Below are 16,872 nucleotides of genomic sequence, written 5' to 3'. Positions count from 1 at the left end.
TGGGCGTGCCGCGAAGGGCAACGTGACTGCGCTGTCACAAGGGAGGCGTAGCCGAAGAGTCCGGTACGCGGCATGTCCGTCTCGCAGGTTATCGCCGTGGGACGTGCGTCCCTAAATCGCAGATCACATTTGCGCGGTGATGACGGTCACAGATCGTGCCCGGCGTGGTAGGCGAGCGGGCCGCGAGCGGCCCCTCGGCGCGGTCCCTCACGGCCTCCGGGCCCGGGCGGGCCCCGCCGGTGACGCTCTCGACGGACCCCACCCGTTCGCTCCCGCGATCAGTCGCCGCACGGCGCGCCGCCCTCGCGAGGGCCCGGACACCGCCGCTCGCCGTCCCGCCCGCGAACGGCCGCACAACCCGTTACCGAGGAGTACTGCTCCGGTCCGGTATGGGCAGCGGGCGGCGCTCGATCGCCGCGGCCATCACTTCGGGGAAGTGGTCGGGGGTGCAGGCGAACGCCGGCGCCCCGAGGGCGGCGAGCGCGGCCGCGTGGTCGTGGTCGTACGCGGGCGCCCCCTCGTCGGACAGCGCGAGCAGCGTCACGAACTGCACGCCGGAGGCCTTCATGGCCGCGACCCGCTTCAGCATCTCGTTCCGTATCCCGCCCTCGTACAGGTCCGAGATCAGGACCACGACCGTGTCGGCCGGGCGGGCGATCCGGGACTGGCAGTACGCGAGCGCCCGGTTGATGTCGGTGCCGCCGCCGAGCTGGGTGCCGAAGAGCACCTCGACGGGGTCGTCGAGCTGGTCCGTCAGATCCACCACGCTGGTGTCGAACACCACGAGCCGCGTGCTGATCGACCGCATGGACGCGAGGACCGCGCCGAACACCGAGGCGTAGACGACGGACGCCGCCATCGAACCCGACTGGTCGATGCAGAGGATGACGTCCTTCTTCACCGCCTGCGAGGCCCGCCCGTACCCGACGAGCCGCTCGGGGACCACGGTCTTGTACTCGGGCAGGTAGTTCTTGAGGTTGGCCGCGATGGTGCGGTTCCAGTCGATGTCGTGATGGCGCGGCCTGCGCACCCGCGCGCTGCGGTCGAGCGCGCCGGTGAGCGTGGCCCGCGCGCGGGTGGCCAGCCTCTTCTCCAGGTCCTCGACGACCTTCCGCACGACCGCTCGCGCGGTGGCCTTCGTCTCCTCCGGCATCGCCTGGTTCAGCGAGAGCAGCGTGCCGACCAGATGGACGTCCGCGTCCACCGCCTCCAGCATCTCCGGCTCCAGGAGCAGCGCGGACAGGCCGAGGCGGTCGATCGCGTCGCGCTGCATGACCTGCACGACGGACGACGGGAAGTACGTCCGGATGTCACCGAGCCAGCGCGCCACCGCGGGCGCCGACGCCCCGAGCCCCGCCGACCGCCCCTGCCCCCGGTCCGTCTTCCGCCCCCCGCCCCCGTACAACGAGGACAGCGCCCCGTCCATCGCGACGTCCCGCCCCGCCAGCGCGCACCCCGTCCCGTCCGCCCCGCCCCCACCCAGCACAAGCCGCCACCGCCGCACCCGCTCGCCCCCCACGCCACCGTCCACGCCCTCAGCGGCCTCCACTACGCCCACGCCGTCACCGCCCTCACCGCTGTCACCGCCGTCACCGCTGTCACCGCTGTCACCGCTGTCACCGCCGTCACCGCCGTCACCGCCGTCCGCGACAGCAGCGTCATCTGCGACCTCACCCCCGCTACCGCCGCCCGTGCCCTGACCGCTGTTCACGACCTCAACACCGTCCACGCTCTCCGTGGCCTCCATGACGTCCGCGCCCTTCACGCCATCTGCGCGCTCCGTGGCCTCCACGACCTCCGTGCCCTTCACGCCGTCCACGTGCTCCGTGGCCTCCGCGGCCGCCGCGCCACTCGTGACTTCTACAGCCCCCGTGCCGCCCGCGGCCCCCGCGGCCCCCGCGCCACGCGTGGCCTCCGTAGGTGTCATCACGCCGCCCCCACAAGGCCGTTGTCCCGCAGGGCCGTGGCTCGGCTGCTGCCGGAACCGCTGCCTCGGCCGTCGCCGCGGCCGCCGCCCCAGCCCGTGTCACCGTCACCGTCGTCCGCGCTCGCGTACACCTCGCCACCGCCCTTGAGTCGATCGTCCGCGTCTCCGCCCAGCCCCAACAACAGCCCCACCACCGGCAGGACCGCGTCCGCCCGCTCCCGGTCCAGCTCCTGGGCGAACCCGGGCACCCCGGCGGCGGCCGCCGCGGACGTGCCCCGGCCGGGCCCCCGCCGCACCAGCTCGCCCAGCGTGCGTCGCACCCCGTCCTCGTATGCGGAGAAGGTCCGCCGCAGCAGCGGCAGTACGTCGACGAACGCCTCGGCCGAGACTCCCGTGAGCCACTGGTCGACGAGCCCGAGCAGCCGCTCGTCGTGCACGAGCAGCATTCCGCCGCCCGCGCCCCCGCCGACGAAGCCCTCGATCCACGCGGCCGCCTCACCGGGCTCGCTCCCCCGGGACAGGGCGAGTCCCATCAACCGCGCGGCCTCCCCCTCCGGCAGCGCCCCGTCATCCATCAACAACCGAGCGCACCGCCCCCGGACAACCCCCACCACCCGCTCCCCACCAGCGAGCCCCCGCAACACCCCGAGCCAACGCGCACGCACACCCGCCCCCGGGCCGGAGGGGTGGGCACGGCCCCCGCCGCCCGGCACCGCGTCACCAGCCCCCGGCTCAGGCGCAGCCGAAGCCGCCAGCGACCCCAGCGACCCCAGCAGCCCCACGGCCCCGTGCACCGCGTCCACGCGCCCCCGCATCCGCTCGGCCGCCTCCGGGTCGAGCCCCACGCAGGCCGACGGCAACCCCACGCACACCCGCTCCACGAGCCCGAGCGCCACCTCCCCCAGCGCCCCGGTGTCCGTGCCCCGCACGTCCCCGTACCGCAGCGACCGCACCAGCGCGGGCAGCGCCTCCGCCAAGTGCCCCACGTCCGCGTCCAGGGCCGCCCGGTCGGCGAGCACGCGCATCACCACCGGCAGGGCCGACGGCAGCTCGGCCAGCAGGCACCGCTCCGCCAGGGCCGTGACGTCGGCGAGGGCCTCCGCGCCCACCGCGTCCGCCTCCGCCCTGGCGGTCGCGGCGCCCGCCACGGTCGTGCCCCACACCCCCGCCTCGGCGACCCGCACCGACAGCTCCGGCTCCCACCGCAGCCGCCAGGTCTCCCGGAACGTCCCGGTGCTGCCGCGCGACCGCACCGGCTCGCCCCAGCCGACGCCGAGCAGCCGCAGCCGGTGCAGCAGCCTGCCGCGCGCCGCGTCCGTCTCCTTGCGCAGGTCGAGCTCCACCTCCCGCTCCAGCGCCTCCGGCTTGAGCCGCAGCTTGCGCTGGAGGCGGCCGAGGTCCCGCTGCAGGGGCACGGCCGGGGCGGACTCCGGCACCTCGCCGAGCACGTCGCCGACGACGAGGCGGTCGTGCACCAGGGCGAGCGGCACGTCCGAGCCGTCGCACATCACGGCCCGTACCGCGTCGGTCGTCTCGGTGAGCCCGGCCAGCGGCCGCCCGCGCATCGCGGCGAGCGTGCCGGCGAGCCGCACCGCCTCGATGACGTGCGCGGACGACACGATCCTGCCCTCCTCCCTGAGCAGTCCCGCGACCCTGGTCAGCCAGCGCTCGACGGGCCGGTCGGGCGCGCCGAACAGATGGCCGTACCAGCCGGGCGAGTCGACGCCCGCGCCGTACCCGCTCCTGCGGGCCAGGCGGCGGTGCGTCCAGGGCACCCACGTCATGTCGACCTTGACCTTCGGCAGGCCCTTGAGCAGCGCCCGGTCCGCGGCCACCGTCGTCCGGTGCCGCAGGGCGGGCACGTGCCATGCCCCGCAGACCACGGCGACGCGCTCGGCCCCGAACTCCCTTTGCGCCGCCCGTACTTGCAGCCGCATGTACGCCTCGCGCAGCAGGTCCCGGTGCTCGCCGCCGCTGCCCGGTGTCTCGCGCAGCGCCCCCATGGCCTCGCCGAGCGCCTCGAACGGAGCGAACGGGTCGGCACCCGCCCCGCGGTGCTCGACGACGTCCTCCCACCAGCGCTCCGGGTCGTCGTACCCCGCGGCGTCGGCGAGCGTGCCGATGGGGTCCCCCCTGCCGGGGCCCGGCCCGCCGGGCTCCTCCTCCCGGTGCGCGAGGGTGTGGGCGGCCGGGAGGTCCATGAACCGCACCGGCACTCCCCGCCGCACGGCCCACTGGATCGCCACCCACTCCGGCGAGAACTCCGCGAGCGGCCAGAACGCCGACCGGCCCGGCTCGTCCACCACGTGCGCGAGCAGGGCCACCGGCGGCCGCATGTCCTCGTCCGCGGCGAGCCGTACGAGGTCGTCGGCCTCCGGCGGGCCCTCGATCAGGACCACGCCCGGCGCCGCCGCGTCGAGCGCGGCCCCCACCGCGCGCGCGGAGCCGGGGCCGTGGTGCCGCACCCCGAGCAGCAGCGGCCCGCCGCCCCGCCCCGCAGCGGTGCTCACGCGCTCACCTCGCGGCACGCGCGGTAGAAGTCCTTCCACCCGTCGCGCTCGCGCACGACCGCTTCCAGGTACTCCTGCCAGACCACCGCGTCCGCCGCCGGGTCCCGTACGACCGCGCCGAGGATGCCCGCGGCGACGTCACCGGGGCGCAGCACGCCGTCCCCGAAGTGCGCGGCGAGCGCGAGGCCGTTGGTGACCACGGAGATCGCCTCGGCCGTCGAGAGCGTGCCGCTCGGCGACTTCACCTTCGTACGGCCGTCCGCCGTGACGCCGTCGCGCAGCTCGCGGAAGACGGTGACGACGCGGCGGATCTCGTCGATGCCGTCGGGCGCGGCGGGCAGGTCGAGGGAGCGCCCGATCTGGTCGACGCGGCGCGCGACGATGTCGACCTCGGCGTCGGCGCTCTCCGGCAGCGGAAGCACCACCGTGTTGAAGCGGCGGCGCAGCGCGCTGGACAGGTCGTTGACCCCGCGGTCGCGGTCGTTCGCCGTGGCGATCAGGTTGAAGCCGCGGACGGCCTGCACCTCCTGGCCCAACTCCGGTATGGGCAGGGTCTTCTCCGACAGGATCGTGATCAGCGTGTCCTGGACGTCCGCGGGGATGCGGGTCAGCTCCTCGACCCGGGCCGTCATGCCCTCGGCCATGGCGCGCATCACGGGGCTGGGCACGAGCGCGTCGCGGCTGGGGCCGTGGGCGAGCAGCCGCGCGTAGTTCCACCCGTAGCGAATGGCTTCCTCGGGCGTGCCCGCCGTGCCCTGCACCAGGAGCGTCGAGTCGCCGCTGACCGCCGCGGCGAGGTGCTCGGACACCCAGGTCTTCGCGGTGCCGGGCACGCCGAGCAGCAGCAGGGCGCGGTCGGTGGCGAGCGTGGTGACGGCGACCTCGACGATGCGGCGCGGGCCCACGTACTTGGGCGTGATCACGGTTCCGTCCGGCAGTGTGCCGCCCTGCAGATACGTGGCCACGGCCCAGGGCGAGAGCCGCCAGCGGGCCGGGCGCGGCCGGTCGTCCTGTGCGGCGAGCGCGGCGAGTTCGGCGGCGAAGGCGTCCTCGGCGTGCGGCCGCAGCTCCTGCGTCGCGCGCTCTCCGCCGCCTTCCGCGGGCCTCGCGGACGCGGCGCGTCCGCCGGTCGGTTCCACGGAAACGGTCATGGTGGTCCCCCCTCGAGCTCGGGCATGCGCGAGCCACCCGAAGCGCGCATGCGTCGGCAACGACGCGGCCTCGCCGACGGCTCGGCCGCGATGTGGTTCCACGGTGCACCACGCCACTGACAATCGGCCCCTGCACGCCTCTGACCTGCTCGGACGCAGCCATAGCGGCTGATTGTCAGTGGCGGGACCTACCGTCGACGACATGACTCAGCAGGGGGTGCGCTGGACGGCGGACCAGGTGCTGGCACTGGCACCTGACGCATCGTCACGCAAGGCGGGAAGCAGGCTCGGCGGCGCCGGGCCGTGGTCGCAGACGGGCAGTTCGGGCGAGGGGGCGGTGTGGGGACTGTGCAAGGGCAGCGGCAGCAAGCCGTACCAGACGGTGATCGACGTGGCGGACGCGGCGGGCCCCGCGTACAAGTGCAGCTGCCCGAGCCGCAAGTTCCCCTGCAAGCACGCGCTCGGCCTGCTGCTGCTCTGGGCGGGACCGGGCGGCGCGGCGGGCCCTGAAAGCCCGGCGGACGCGGTGCCGGAGGGCGCCCCTCCGCCGGACTGGGCGCGGGAGTGGCTGGACTCGCGGCGCGCGAGAGCGGAGACGAGGCGGAGTCCGGGCGCGGCGCAGGAGCGGACGGCCGCCGACCCGGAGGCGGCGCGCAAGCGGGCGGAGCGCCGGGCCGAGCGCGTCACGGCGGGCGCGACGGAGCTGGAGCGCCGTCTGGCCGACCTGCTGCGCGGCGGCCTGGCCACGGCCGAGCGGGCGGGGTACGGCCTGTGGGAGGAGACGGCCGCCCGCATGGTCGACGCCCAGGCCCCGGGACTGGCCGCGCGGGTGCGGGAGTTGGGCGCCATACCCTCCTCCGGGTCCGGCTGGCCCGCCCGGCTCCTGGAGGAGTGCGCCCTGCTGCACCTGCTCGCCTCGGGCTGGCTGCACCGCGACCGGCTGTCCGCCCCGCTGGCGGCCACGGTCCGCTCCCGCGTCGGCCTGCCCGCACCGGCCCGGGGCGCGCCGGTCCGGGACGTGTGGCAGGTCCTCGCGCAGTACGACACAGCGGACAGCAAGCTCACCACGCGCCGCGTGTGGGTGTACGGCGAGCGGTCCGGGCGCACGGCCCTGCTCCTGTCGTACGGGGCGGCGGGCCGCGCCCCCGCCCTCAGCCTGCCGGTCGGCCTGGCCCTGGACGCCGAGCTGGTTCCGTACGCCGCCGATCCGGCGGCACCCGGGCTCCGCGCCGACCTGGGCGAGCAGTTCACCGCCCCGGCCCCCGCCGCGGGCCGCCCGCCGGGCCTGCCCCCGGCGGCGGCGACGGCCCGCTACGGCGAGGCGCTGCGCGACGACCCGTGGGTGGACGCGTGGCCGACGACCCTGGCCCGGGTGATACCGGTTCCGGCCCGCGCCTCCACCTCCAGCCCAGGCTCCGGCTCCGGCTCCGGAGCTGGATGGCAACTGGCGGACGCGGACGGCGACTCGGCCCTGCCCATCTCCCCGTCCGCCGCGTCCCGCTCCGGCCTCTGGCGCCTGGTCGCCCTCTCCGGAGGCGCCCCGCTGACCGTCTTCGGCGAGTGCGGCCACCAGGGCTTCACCCCGCTGGCGGCCTGGGCGGACGGCACGACGGAGACCGTACGGCTGTGAACGGAGACCGTACGGCTGTGACAGGAGAGGGAGCGAAGATGACGACACCCGCCACGCGCGCGCGGACGACGCGTACGCCCCGCACGGAGCCGACCGCCCCGCGGCCCCCCGCCCCCGCCCCCGCGGCGGAGGCCCGGCCCGGCTCTCGCCCGCAGACACCGGCCGACCCGCTCCCCGCCCGCGCGGCGGCCTTCACCCGCACCCCTTGGGAGGAGCTCGTCACGACGGCGCTCCTGGGCACGGACCGGCGCACACCGCCCCTGGACGCGCCCGGCAAGGAGGCCCCCATCGCCCTCCTGGACGCGGCGGCCGTCCAGACGGTGCACCGCAGAGCGGGCCTGCGCCCCGCGCCCGCCGCCGCGCGCCCCGAGCCCGCTCCCGAGGACCCCCGGCCCGTCGTGCCGCCCGCGGCCCGGCGCCGCCTCGCGAGCCTGCTCGCCGACCATCCGACGGCGGGCGGCGGCCGCCGGGGCACCGCGCCCGACCTGATGGAACTGCTGCCCCAGTGGCTGGCCCTGGCCATCGACCGGGGCTTCGCGGCCCCTTCGGAGCTGCTGCCCGCCCTGTTGACCGCGGCCCGCGGCCGCACCGACCTGCGCCCCCAGGCCCTGGCCTTCGCGGGCCCGCGCGCCCGGTGGCTCGCGGGGCTCAACCCGGACTGGAAGTTCGCGCTGCGCGCCGCCCCGCACCGCGCCGCGGCCACCGGCGCACAAGGCCGGGCAGAGGTCGAACGCCGCTGGCAGGAGGGCCTGTTCGCGGAGCGCGTCGCGCTCCTCACCGCCCTCCGGGACCACGACCCCGCCGCCGCGCGCGAGCTCCTGGCCGACACCTGGGCGACGGAGCGGGCCGAGGACCGGCTGATGTTCCTCGACTCGCTGCGCACGGGCCTGGGCCCGGCCGACGAGCCGTTCCTGGAGCAGGCCCTCGGCGACCGCAGCCGCAACGTCCGCGCCACGGCCGCCGAGCTCCTGTCCGCCCTGCCGGCCTCGGCGCTCGCCGCCCGCATGGCCGACCGCGCCTCCTCCTGCGTGGCGCTCGACCGCACCGCGAGCACCCCGACGCTCACCGTGGAGGCCCCGCACGAGTGCGACGCGGGCATGGAGCGCGACGGCGTCGCCCCCAAGCCGCCCGCGGGCCGGGGCGAGCGCTCCTGGTGGCTCGGCCAGCTGGTGGAGGCCGCACCCCTCGCGACCTGGCGGCACAGACTCGGCGGCCGCGCCCCGGCCGACATCGTGGCGCTCCCCGTCGCGGACGACTGGCGCGGCGAGCTGCACGCCGCGTGGTGCCGCGCCGCCGTCCGCCAGCACGACGCGACCTGGTCACGGGCGCTGCTCGGCGCCCCGTCGGCGCCCGACGCGGCGGGCCCGGGCGCGGTGTCCCTGGCGGAGCGCGCCAAGCTCCTGGCCGCCCTGCCCGCGCCCGAGCGGGCCGCGTGGGTGGCGGGCTTCATCGACGCGCACGGCCTGTCCGAGGCCTTCCAGCTGCTCGGCGGGTGCGCCGTGCCCTGGGCACCCGACCTCGGCCGCGCGGTGGTGGACGCGCTGAACATCGCGCGCGACGCGGGCAGTTACCCCTGGAGCTTCAGCGGCGTCATGGGCCTGGCGGAGCGCTGCCTCGACCCGGCCGAGGCCGTGCGGCTCGACGCCCTCACCGCCGTGCCGGACGAGCGCGAGGACGCCGCGCCCGGCGCCGGAGGCTACTGGTCGGAGGCCTTCCAGCGCCTGGTCACCACCCTGCGCCTGCGCGCGGAGATGCGGGAGGAGCTCACCCCTTGAAGCACGTCACCACCCGGCCCGGGGAAGGCGCCCGGCCCGGAGAAGCCCTCAGGGCCCGGCCCCGCGGAGCGCCGCGCCCCGGTCTACGCCTCGGTGGGCTGCCGTACGTTCGCCCGGACCCACTCCACGATCGCCGTGGTCGTCGCCCCGGGCGTGAAGATCTCCGCGACGCCCATCTCCTTGAGCGGCGGGATGTCCTCCTCAGGGATGATGCCGCCGCCGAAGACCTGGATGTCCGCCGCGTCGCGCTCCTTCAGGAGCTCGATGACGCGGGCGAACAGCGTCATGTGCGCCCCGGACAGGATGGACAGGCCGATCGCGTCGGCGTCCTCCTGGATGGCCGTGTCGACGACCTGCTCGGGCGTCTGGTGCAGGCCGGTGTAGATGACCTCCATGCCGGCGTCGCGCAGCGCCCGCGCGATCACCTTGGCCCCGCGATCGTGGCCGTCGAGGCCCGGCTTGGCGACCACCACGCGGATCGGACCGGCTCCCACACCCATCACTGCCTCCATGTACCGACGTCCATGTACGGAAATACCGCTGTCCCAGCACGGATACCCCGCGCCGCACCGGCCGGGTAGGTGAACGAACGTTATCTCCAGCATCCCGCAGCACGCAGTTTCGTGGTGGAGAGGGAGGGGGAAATCACACGGTGGGACACGTTCGCTGCGCGCCGCCCCCGTTTCACGGGGCGAGAGCCGGGGGCCGCGCGAGGGGAGCCGCCGCGAGGCCGCCGCCGCGCCCCCGTGCCGTCAGCCGCACGGCACGGGGGCGGCGGAGCTTCGTCCGTGGTGCGACGCATCGTGGTTCGTCATGCCTCGGTCACGGCTTCCTATGAGAGGCACACGGGGGACAAGGGTGTCTGCCCATGTGCCGACCGGGAGGTCGACATGACGGTCACCAGGATCCAGCCCTTTCGCCTCTGCGCCGCGCTGCTGCCCGCGCGCCTGGCCGGACTCCCCTTCGCCCTGCTGAAGGCGACGGCCCTGGAGCTCGCGATCCTCGCCGGGCACCTGCTGCTGTACCCCTCGGGCATCGTCCAGGAGCGGCGCCCGGCGCCGCAGCCACCGCCGCCCGACGCCCCGCGGCTGCCGGCCCGCGACAAACCCCCGGTCCTGCTCCTGCACGGCTTCATCGACAACCGCTCCGTCTTCGTCCTGCTGCGCCGCAACCTCGCCCAGCACGGCAGGCAGCACCTCGAATCCCTCAACTACTCGCCGCTGACCTGCGACATCCGCAAGGCCGCCGAGCTGCTCGGCCGCCACGTGGAGGAGATCTGCGAGCGCACGGGACACGAGCGCGTGGACATCGTCGGCCACAGCCTCGGCGGCCTCATCGCCCGCTACTACGCGCAGCGGCTCGGCGGCGACGCCCGCGTCCGCACGCTGGTCACCCTCGGCACCCCGCACACGGGCACCCGCGTCGTGCCGCTCGCGGACGCGCACCCGATCGTCCGGCAGATGCGGCCGGGCTCGGACGTCATCGAGGAGCTGCGGGAGCCCGCGCCGGGCTGCCGCACGCAGTTCGTGAGCTTCTGGAGCGAGCTGGACCAGGTGATGGACCCGGTCGAGACGGCCTGCGTCGACCACCCCGACCTGAGCGCGCAGAACGTCCGCGTCTCCGGCATCGGGCACCTCGCCCTGCCGGTGCACCCCGCCGTCGCCTCGGCGATCCGGCAGGTCCTCGACCTCGCTGACCCGGCCGCCGACACCCCGGCGTCGACCGACGGCCTGACGGCGTGACGGTCGCAGAGCCGCACGCCGCGAAGGCCCCTGACCTCGAATGACCTCGAACACTCCTCGAACGCAAGGCCAAGCCTGTGCCCACAGTCCGCCGAAAGGCGGCCGAATGCCCGTTTCCTGCGAGCGCGGAACCTGCCGAAGATTGTCGCGCCCGCATACCGCCGGGTACAGTCGCGGCACTGCGCTGCCAGCCCCCATGCTGTCGAGGCGAAAGAGAAGTTGGTGAACGACCGTCACCCGCCGGAGACCCCCGCTCCGGCCCCGGCACCCGACGCCGACTACGCTCCCTACGGTTCCTACGACCAGAGCGCGCAGCACGTCGGCTACGGGTACGACGGCTACGCCACCGGCACCTTCGCCGCCACCGGGTTCAACGCCCCGGGTGGCTATGACGGCACGGGCGTCTTCGACACTTCCGGCTCCGGATTCGCGGTCGGCGGAGGTTTCCCCTCCGACCCGCTCTTCGGCGAGCTCCCCGGCCAGGCCTACGACACCGGCCAGTGGGCCACCACGGGCCAGCAGCCCCTGGGCCACGACGGGTTCAGCGCCCCGCAGGGCCTCTCCCCGTACGACACGGGCAGCCACGACACCACCGGCATGTGGGACACCGGCGGGTACCAGCAGCTCGCGGACATCCCGTCACAGCCGGGCCCCGACGCCACCGCCACCTGGGACGCCGGTCCCTGGGCCGACGCCCAGCAGACCGGCCAGTGGGCCACCCAGGTCTTCGACACCGGCGCGTACGACGCCACCGCCTGGAACGCGGACGGCGGCCACGAGCCGTACGGCGCGACGCCCGAGACGTACGGCACCGAGACCGCGGACGCGACCGCCGCGGCAGCCCCCGACGCGGGCGACGCCTACGAGAACGGCGACACCCTGTCCGGCGCGTACGGCCAACCGGCCACCGGCGAGCACGAGTTCACGGCCGACGACACGCCCGGAGACGCACTCGGCGACATCGAAGCGGATGCGAACCCCGGCGAGCACGCCCCCGCCGAGCGCCCCCGCTCCGCGCGCGCCGCCGCCCCGCGCACCCGCACCCGGTCGCGCCGCTCCCCCGCCAAGCGTTCCGCGCTGCTCACCGTCGCCGTGCCGTCGGCCTGTGTGATGGGCGTCGCGGGAGTGGCCGCCGCGTCGGTGAGCGGCCTCAGCGGAGGCGACGACGACACCAAGGAGACGCGGGCGGCCTCCGCCCCGGACACCGCGTCCGTGCAGCCGTCCGCCGCGAACAACAAGCTCGACACGCAGCTGGCCAACCTCTCGGCCGACGCGGGCGACTTCGCCGACCGCGCGAGCCGTACGCAGGAACGTATTGACCTCAAGGCCGCCAAGGACGCCGCCCACCGGAAGGCGGTCGCCGAGGCCGCGCGCAAGGAGCGGCTGCGCCCGAAGTTCGCGCTCCCCGTCGCCCAGCACGGCCTGAGCGCGTACTACGGCCAGGCGGGCATCAACTGGATGTCGCAGCACTCCGGCATCGACTTCCCGGTGTCGTACGGCACGCCCGTGATGGCCGCGACCGACGGCGTCGTCTCCACGAAGTGGAACAGCGCCTACGGAAACATGGCGATCGTGACCGCCAAGGACGGCACGGAGACGTGGTACTGCCACCTCTCCACGCACAAGATCTCCAACGGCCCCGTGAAGGCGGGCGACACCATCGCCTTCTCCGGGAACTCCGGCAACTCCACCGGCCCCCATCTGCACTTCGAGGTGCGCCCCGGCGGCGGCTCGGCGATAGACCCCCTGCCGTGGCTGCGCAGCCACGGCCTGGACCCGACGTAGGCGGACGCGAGCACCGCCGCCCCCTCGTGGAGGCGGCCGGGGCCCCCTCCACGAGGAGTCGCTCAGAGCTTCTCGACCGGCGCGTACCGCAGCAGCAGGCGCTTCGGCTTCTCCCCGCCGAAGTCCACCGTCGCCTCGGCGTTCGCCCCACTGCCCTTCACGCCGACCACCGTGCCGAGGCCGAACTGGTCGTGCGTGACGCGGTCGCCCACGGCGAGCGAGACCACCGGCTTCTCCGCTGCCCGGCGCGTGGCAAAGCCCTGCGCGCCCCCCGCGCGCGAGCGCGACGACGACAGTGAGGACGCCACTCCCCCGGCGGGCCCCGACGAGGCGGGTGCGCCGACGGAACCCGTCCGCTTCCACTCCAGGTGGGTCGCCGGGATCTCCTCAAGGAAGCGCGACGGCGGGTTGTACGACGGCTGGCCCCAGGCGCTGCGCATCGAGGACCGCGTGAGGTAGAGCCGCTCCCGCGCGCGCGTGATGCCGACGTACGCGAGGCGGCGCTCCTCCTCCAGCTCCTTGGTCTGGCCGAGGGCGCGCATGTGCGGGAACACGCCGTCCTCCATGCCCGTCAGGAACACGACGGGGAATTCGAGGCCCTTGGCGGTGTGCAGCGTCATCAGCGTGATGACGCCCGAGCCGTCGTCCTCCTCGTCCGGGATCTGGTCGGAGTCGGCGACGAGCGCCACCCGCTCCAGGAAGTCCGACAGCGACCCCGCCTCGCCCTCCTGGCGCTCCTGCTCGAACTCCAGGGCCACGGCGGCCAGTTCCTGGAGGTTCTCGATGCGCGTCTCGTCCTGCGGGTCCGTGGAGGACTGCAACTCGGCCAGGTACCCGGTCCGTTCGAGCACGGCCTCCAGGACGACCGCCGGGCCCGCGCCCGACTCCACGACGGTGCGCAGCTCCTCCATGAGCGTGTTGAACCGCTTGACGGCGTTCACCGAGCGGGCCGCCATGCCGTACGCCTCGTCCACGCGGCGCAGGGCCTGCGGGAAGGAGATCTTCTCGCGCTGCGCCAGCGCGTCGATCATGGCTTCGGCGCGGTCGCCGATGCCGCGCTTCGGCACGTTCAGAATGCGGCGCATCGGTACGCCGTCCTCCGGGTTGGCGAGAACCCGCAGGTAGGCCAGGACGTCGCGGACTTCCTTGCGCTCGTAGAAGCGGACGCCGCCGACGACCTTGTAGGGCAGGCCGACGCGGATGAAGATCTCTTCGAAGACACGCGACTGCGCGTTCGTCCGGTAGAAGATCGCCACGTCGCCGGCCTTCGCGTCGCCCGCGTCCGTGAGGCGGTCGATCTCGTCGGCGACGAACTGCGCCTCGTCGTGCTCGGTGTCGGCGACGTAGCCGGTGATGCCGGCGCCCGCGCCCGCGTTCGTCCACAGGTTCTTGGGGCGGCGGCTCTCGTTGCGCTCGATGACCGCGTTGGCGGCGCTGAGGATCGTCTGCGTGGAGCGGTAGTTCTGCTCCAGGAGGATCGTGGTGGCGTCCGCGTAGTCCTCCTCGAACTGGAGGATGTTGCGGATCGTGGCGCCGCGGAAGGCGTAGATGGACTGGTCGGCGTCACCGACCACGCACAGCTCGGCGGGCCCCTCGCCTTCCTCGCCCTCCGCCGGAGCGGGGCCGACCAGCTCGCGCACCAGCGCGTACTGCGCGTGGTTCGTGTCCTGGTACTCGTCGACCATGACGTGCCGGAAGCGGCGGCGGTAGTGCTCGGCGACGTCCGGGAAGGCGCGCAGGAGGTGCACCGTCGTCATGATCAGGTCGTCGAAGTCCAGGGCGTTGGCCTCGCGGAGGCGCGACTGGTACATCGCGTACGCCTGGGCGAGGGTCTTCTCGAAGCCGTCGGCGGCCTGGGCGGCGAAGTCCTCCTCGTCGATCAGCTCGTTCTTCAGGTTCGAGATCTTGGCGCTGAAGGACTTCGGCGGGAACTTCTTCGGGTCCAGGTCGAGGTCCCGGCAGACCAGGGCCATCAGGCGCTTGGAGTCCGCGGCGTCGTAGATCGAGAACGAGGACGTGAAGCCCAGCTTCTTGTACTCGCGGCGCAGGATGCGCACGCACGCGCTGTGGAACGTCGACACCCACATCGCGCCCGCGCGCGGGCCGACGAGCTGCTCGACGCGCTCCTTCATCTCGCCCGCTGCCTTGTTCGTGAACGTGATCGCGAGGATCTGGCCGGGGTGCACCCCGCGCTCGGCGAGCAGGTACGCGATGCGGTGGGTCAGTACGCGGGTCTTGCCGGAGCCCGCGCCCGCGACGATGAGCAGGGGGGAGCCCGCGTGCACGACGGCCGCGCGCTGGTTCTCGTTCAGCCCGTCGAGGAGCGCCGCCGGGTCGAGGGCCGGGCGGGGGGCGCCGTCCCGGTAGTACCCGTCCCGGGGTGCGGGCGCGTCGAACCTCCCGTCGAACAGGTCGTCCGGAATCGGCTCCGGAGCGCTGTCCTCGGGCGGCGGCGGGGGCTCCTCCTCAGCGCCCTGCGAGGGCTTGAGGTCCGCCAGGAAGCTGTCGTCAAAGAGGCTGCTCATCGCCTCCCGAGTCTAGGCGGCCCCACTGACAAACCACCCCGGGTTCCGGCCACCGCCGCGGCCGCCCAGCGCCGTCCACGGGGTGCCACCGGGCGGTCACGCCGGGCCACGCCGCAGGTGAGCCGCGTCGCGGCGGCGCCGGGGAGGACACGGAGGTGCGGAAAGTCACGAAAACGTATCGGGCATATCGAACATCAATCTTCCCCCGCGCCACAGGAGTTGGCTAGCGTGCTCCGCGGGCCGCACGTCCCCCCAAACCGGCGAACCACGCCGGGCCGCGCGGCCTCCGCCGAGTCCGCCGCGCGCCGATCCCGACGCGCCCGGAGCCGGGGACCCACCATGATCCTGGGGTGAATCCGTCCCGCTGCGCCTCGCACGGGCCGGTAGGGCAGCCCTTCCGAACCGCCCGAACCCGACAGCTAACCCGGTAGGCGGTCCACGGAAGGAGTCGCCTCCCTTGGCGTCGCACCGCAAGCCGCGCACCCGCTCCCCCCTGGCACGCAGCGCCCCCGCACTCGGCATCACGACGGCCGCGCTGACCTCCGTAGCGCTCCTGTCACAGAGCGCGAACGCGGCACCGTCCGCTCCCGCGGAGCCCACCAGGCCCGCCGAACCGAGTCTCGAAGAGGTCCAGAAGAAGGTCGACGACCTCTACCACCAGGCGGGCGTGGCCACCCAGAAGTACAACTCGGCGAAGGAGCGCACCGACAAGCAGCGCAAGCACGTCGACAAGCTCCTGGACGACGTCGCCGAGCGCACGGACGACCTGAACGAGGCCCGTCGGCAGCTCGGCTCCTTCGCGGCCGCCCAGTACCGCACCGGCGCCGTCTCCGAGACCGCCGCCCTGATGCTCGCCGACGACCCGAAGGGCTTCTTCGACCAGAACCACCTCGCGGACCGGCTCACCAACCGCCAGAAGAAGGCGGTCGACGACTACCAGACGCGGCAGGTGGCGGCCACCAAGCAGCGCGCGAGGGCCACGAAGGGCCTGAAGACGCTCAGCGACTCCCGCGACGAGCTGAAGTCGAGCAAGCGGACCGTCCAGACCAAGCTCGGCGAGGCCCGCACCCTCCTGTCGAAGCTGACCGCCGAGGAGAAGGCGCGGCTCGCCGCGATCGAGAAGCGGAAGGAGGAGGCGGCCCGGCGCAAGGCCGCCGAGCTGGCGCGCAAACAGGCCGAGGAGGAGCGCAAGCGGAAGGCGGAGGAGGCCCGGAAGGAGCGGGAGCAGGGCTCCGGCGGCGGCTCGGGGACGGGGGCCGGGTCGGGTGCCGGTACCGGGTCCGGCTCCGGTACCGGCTCGGGATCGGGTTCCGGCTCCGACTCTGACTCCGGTTCGGGCTCCGGTTCCGGTTCGGGCTCCGGAAGCACGGACGGCGGGTACGCCGCGAAGGCCGAGAAGGTGATCGGCTTCGCCGAGAAGCAGATCGGCAAGCCCTACGTATGGGGCGCCACGGGCCCCGGCTCCTACGACTGCTCCGGGCTGACGCGGGCCGCGTGGAAGACCGCCGGGATCTCACTGCCCCGCACCACCTGGGACCAGGTGAAGGTCGGCACGACGGTGCCCACGTCCAGCGCCAAACGCGGTGACCTGGTCTTCTTCTACGACGACATCAGCCACGTAGGGATCTACATAGGCAACGGCAAGATGATCCACGCCCCCAAGCCGGGCGCGAACGTACGCGTCGAGTCGATCTACTACATGCCGATCCACAGCGTGGTCCGGCCCGCCTGACCCCGCCCCTTAGGAGGGCGACACGTTTTCGGCCCTCTACGTAGAAGTCGCTCTTCTACGTAGAGGGCCGAAAACGCGGGCAGCGGGCGCTTACG

Annotated in this window: 10 protein-coding genes and 1 riboswitch; of the genes, 5 read left to right on the top strand and 5 right to left on the bottom strand. The window is 74.3% G+C overall.

The genetic code is table 11. The annotated features are described in order from the left end of the window. Nucleotides 1-361: 361 nt before the first annotated feature. From C9F11_RS25200 to C9F11_RS25190, 3 genes are all read right to left on the bottom strand, one after another. Nucleotides 362-1,558, bottom strand: coding sequence for a VWA domain-containing protein (locus C9F11_RS25200; RefSeq protein WP_171076119.1), 1,197 nt, complete (start codon nucleotides 1,556-1,558; stop codon nucleotides 362-364). A gap of 368 nt (nucleotides 1,559-1,926) precedes the next feature. Next, a complete protein-coding gene (locus C9F11_RS25195) occupies nucleotides 1,927-4,437 on the bottom strand; it encodes a DUF5682 family protein (RefSeq protein WP_249401880.1) in 2,511 nt (836 codons plus the stop codon). Then, nucleotides 4,434-5,588 (bottom strand): AAA family ATPase, encoded by a 1,155-nt coding sequence (locus C9F11_RS25190; protein ID WP_138961380.1) that lies wholly within the window; start codon nucleotides 5,586-5,588, stop codon nucleotides 4,434-4,436. Before C9F11_RS25190 ends, C9F11_RS25195 begins: the two co-directional genes overlap by 4 nt. A gap of 202 nt (nucleotides 5,589-5,790) precedes the next feature. Between C9F11_RS25190 and C9F11_RS25185 the strand changes: the two genes are divergently transcribed. Both C9F11_RS25185 and C9F11_RS25180 read left to right on the top strand, forming a co-directional pair. Further along, the gene (locus tag C9F11_RS25185) at nucleotides 5,791-7,218 is read left to right on the top strand and encodes an SWIM zinc finger family protein (RefSeq protein ID WP_138961379.1); all 1,428 of its coding nucleotides are present in this window, start codon (nucleotides 5,791-5,793) and stop codon (nucleotides 7,216-7,218) included. A 38-nt stretch (nucleotides 7,219-7,256) separates the two neighbouring features. After that, nucleotides 7,257-8,993 (top strand): DUF5691 domain-containing protein, encoded by a 1,737-nt coding sequence (locus tag C9F11_RS25180; protein ID WP_249401879.1) that lies wholly within the window; start codon nucleotides 7,257-7,259, stop codon nucleotides 8,991-8,993. Nucleotides 8,994-9,076: 83 nt separating this feature from the next. On the opposite strand, the gene C9F11_RS25175 is transcribed toward C9F11_RS25180, so the two are convergent. Further along, a complete protein-coding gene (locus tag C9F11_RS25175) occupies nucleotides 9,077-9,493 on the bottom strand; it encodes a cobalamin B12-binding domain-containing protein (protein WP_138961378.1) in 417 nt (138 codons plus the stop codon). Nucleotides 9,494-9,883: 390 nt separating this feature from the next. On the opposite strand from C9F11_RS25175, the gene C9F11_RS25170 reads away from it, so the two are divergent. Continuing rightward, on the top strand, nucleotides 9,884-10,735 hold the full coding sequence (locus C9F11_RS25170; RefSeq protein WP_138961377.1) for an alpha/beta fold hydrolase: 852 nt from the start codon (nucleotides 9,884-9,886) through the stop codon (nucleotides 10,733-10,735). Nucleotides 10,736-10,957: 222 nt separating this feature from the next. Beyond that, on the top strand, nucleotides 10,958-12,520 hold the full coding sequence (locus C9F11_RS25165; protein WP_138961376.1) for a M23 family metallopeptidase: 1,563 nt from the start codon (nucleotides 10,958-10,960) through the stop codon (nucleotides 12,518-12,520). 62 nt (nucleotides 12,521-12,582) lie between these two features. Here the strand turns inward: C9F11_RS25165 and pcrA are convergent, their stop codons facing one another. Next, nucleotides 12,583-15,045: a DNA helicase PcrA gene (gene pcrA, locus C9F11_RS25160; protein WP_138961375.1), complete on the bottom strand. Its 2,463-nt coding sequence runs from the start codon at nucleotides 15,043-15,045 to the stop codon at nucleotides 12,583-12,585. A 293-nt stretch (nucleotides 15,046-15,338) separates the two neighbouring features. Next, nucleotides 15,339-15,495: riboswitch (cyclic di-AMP (ydaO/yuaA leader) on the top strand. 7 nt (nucleotides 15,496-15,502) lie between these two features. Between pcrA and C9F11_RS25155 the strand changes: the two genes are divergently transcribed. Beyond that, a complete protein-coding gene (locus C9F11_RS25155) occupies nucleotides 15,503-16,777 on the top strand; it encodes a C40 family peptidase (RefSeq protein WP_138961374.1) in 1,275 nt (424 codons plus the stop codon). The last annotated feature ends 95 nt before the right edge of the window (nucleotides 16,778-16,872 follow it).

This window comes from Streptomyces sp. YIM 121038 (genome assembly GCF_006088715.1).
Classification (GTDB): Bacteria; Actinomycetota; Actinomycetes; order Streptomycetales; family Streptomycetaceae; genus Streptomyces.
This window is presented reverse-complemented; position numbering and strand designations above follow the sequence as displayed.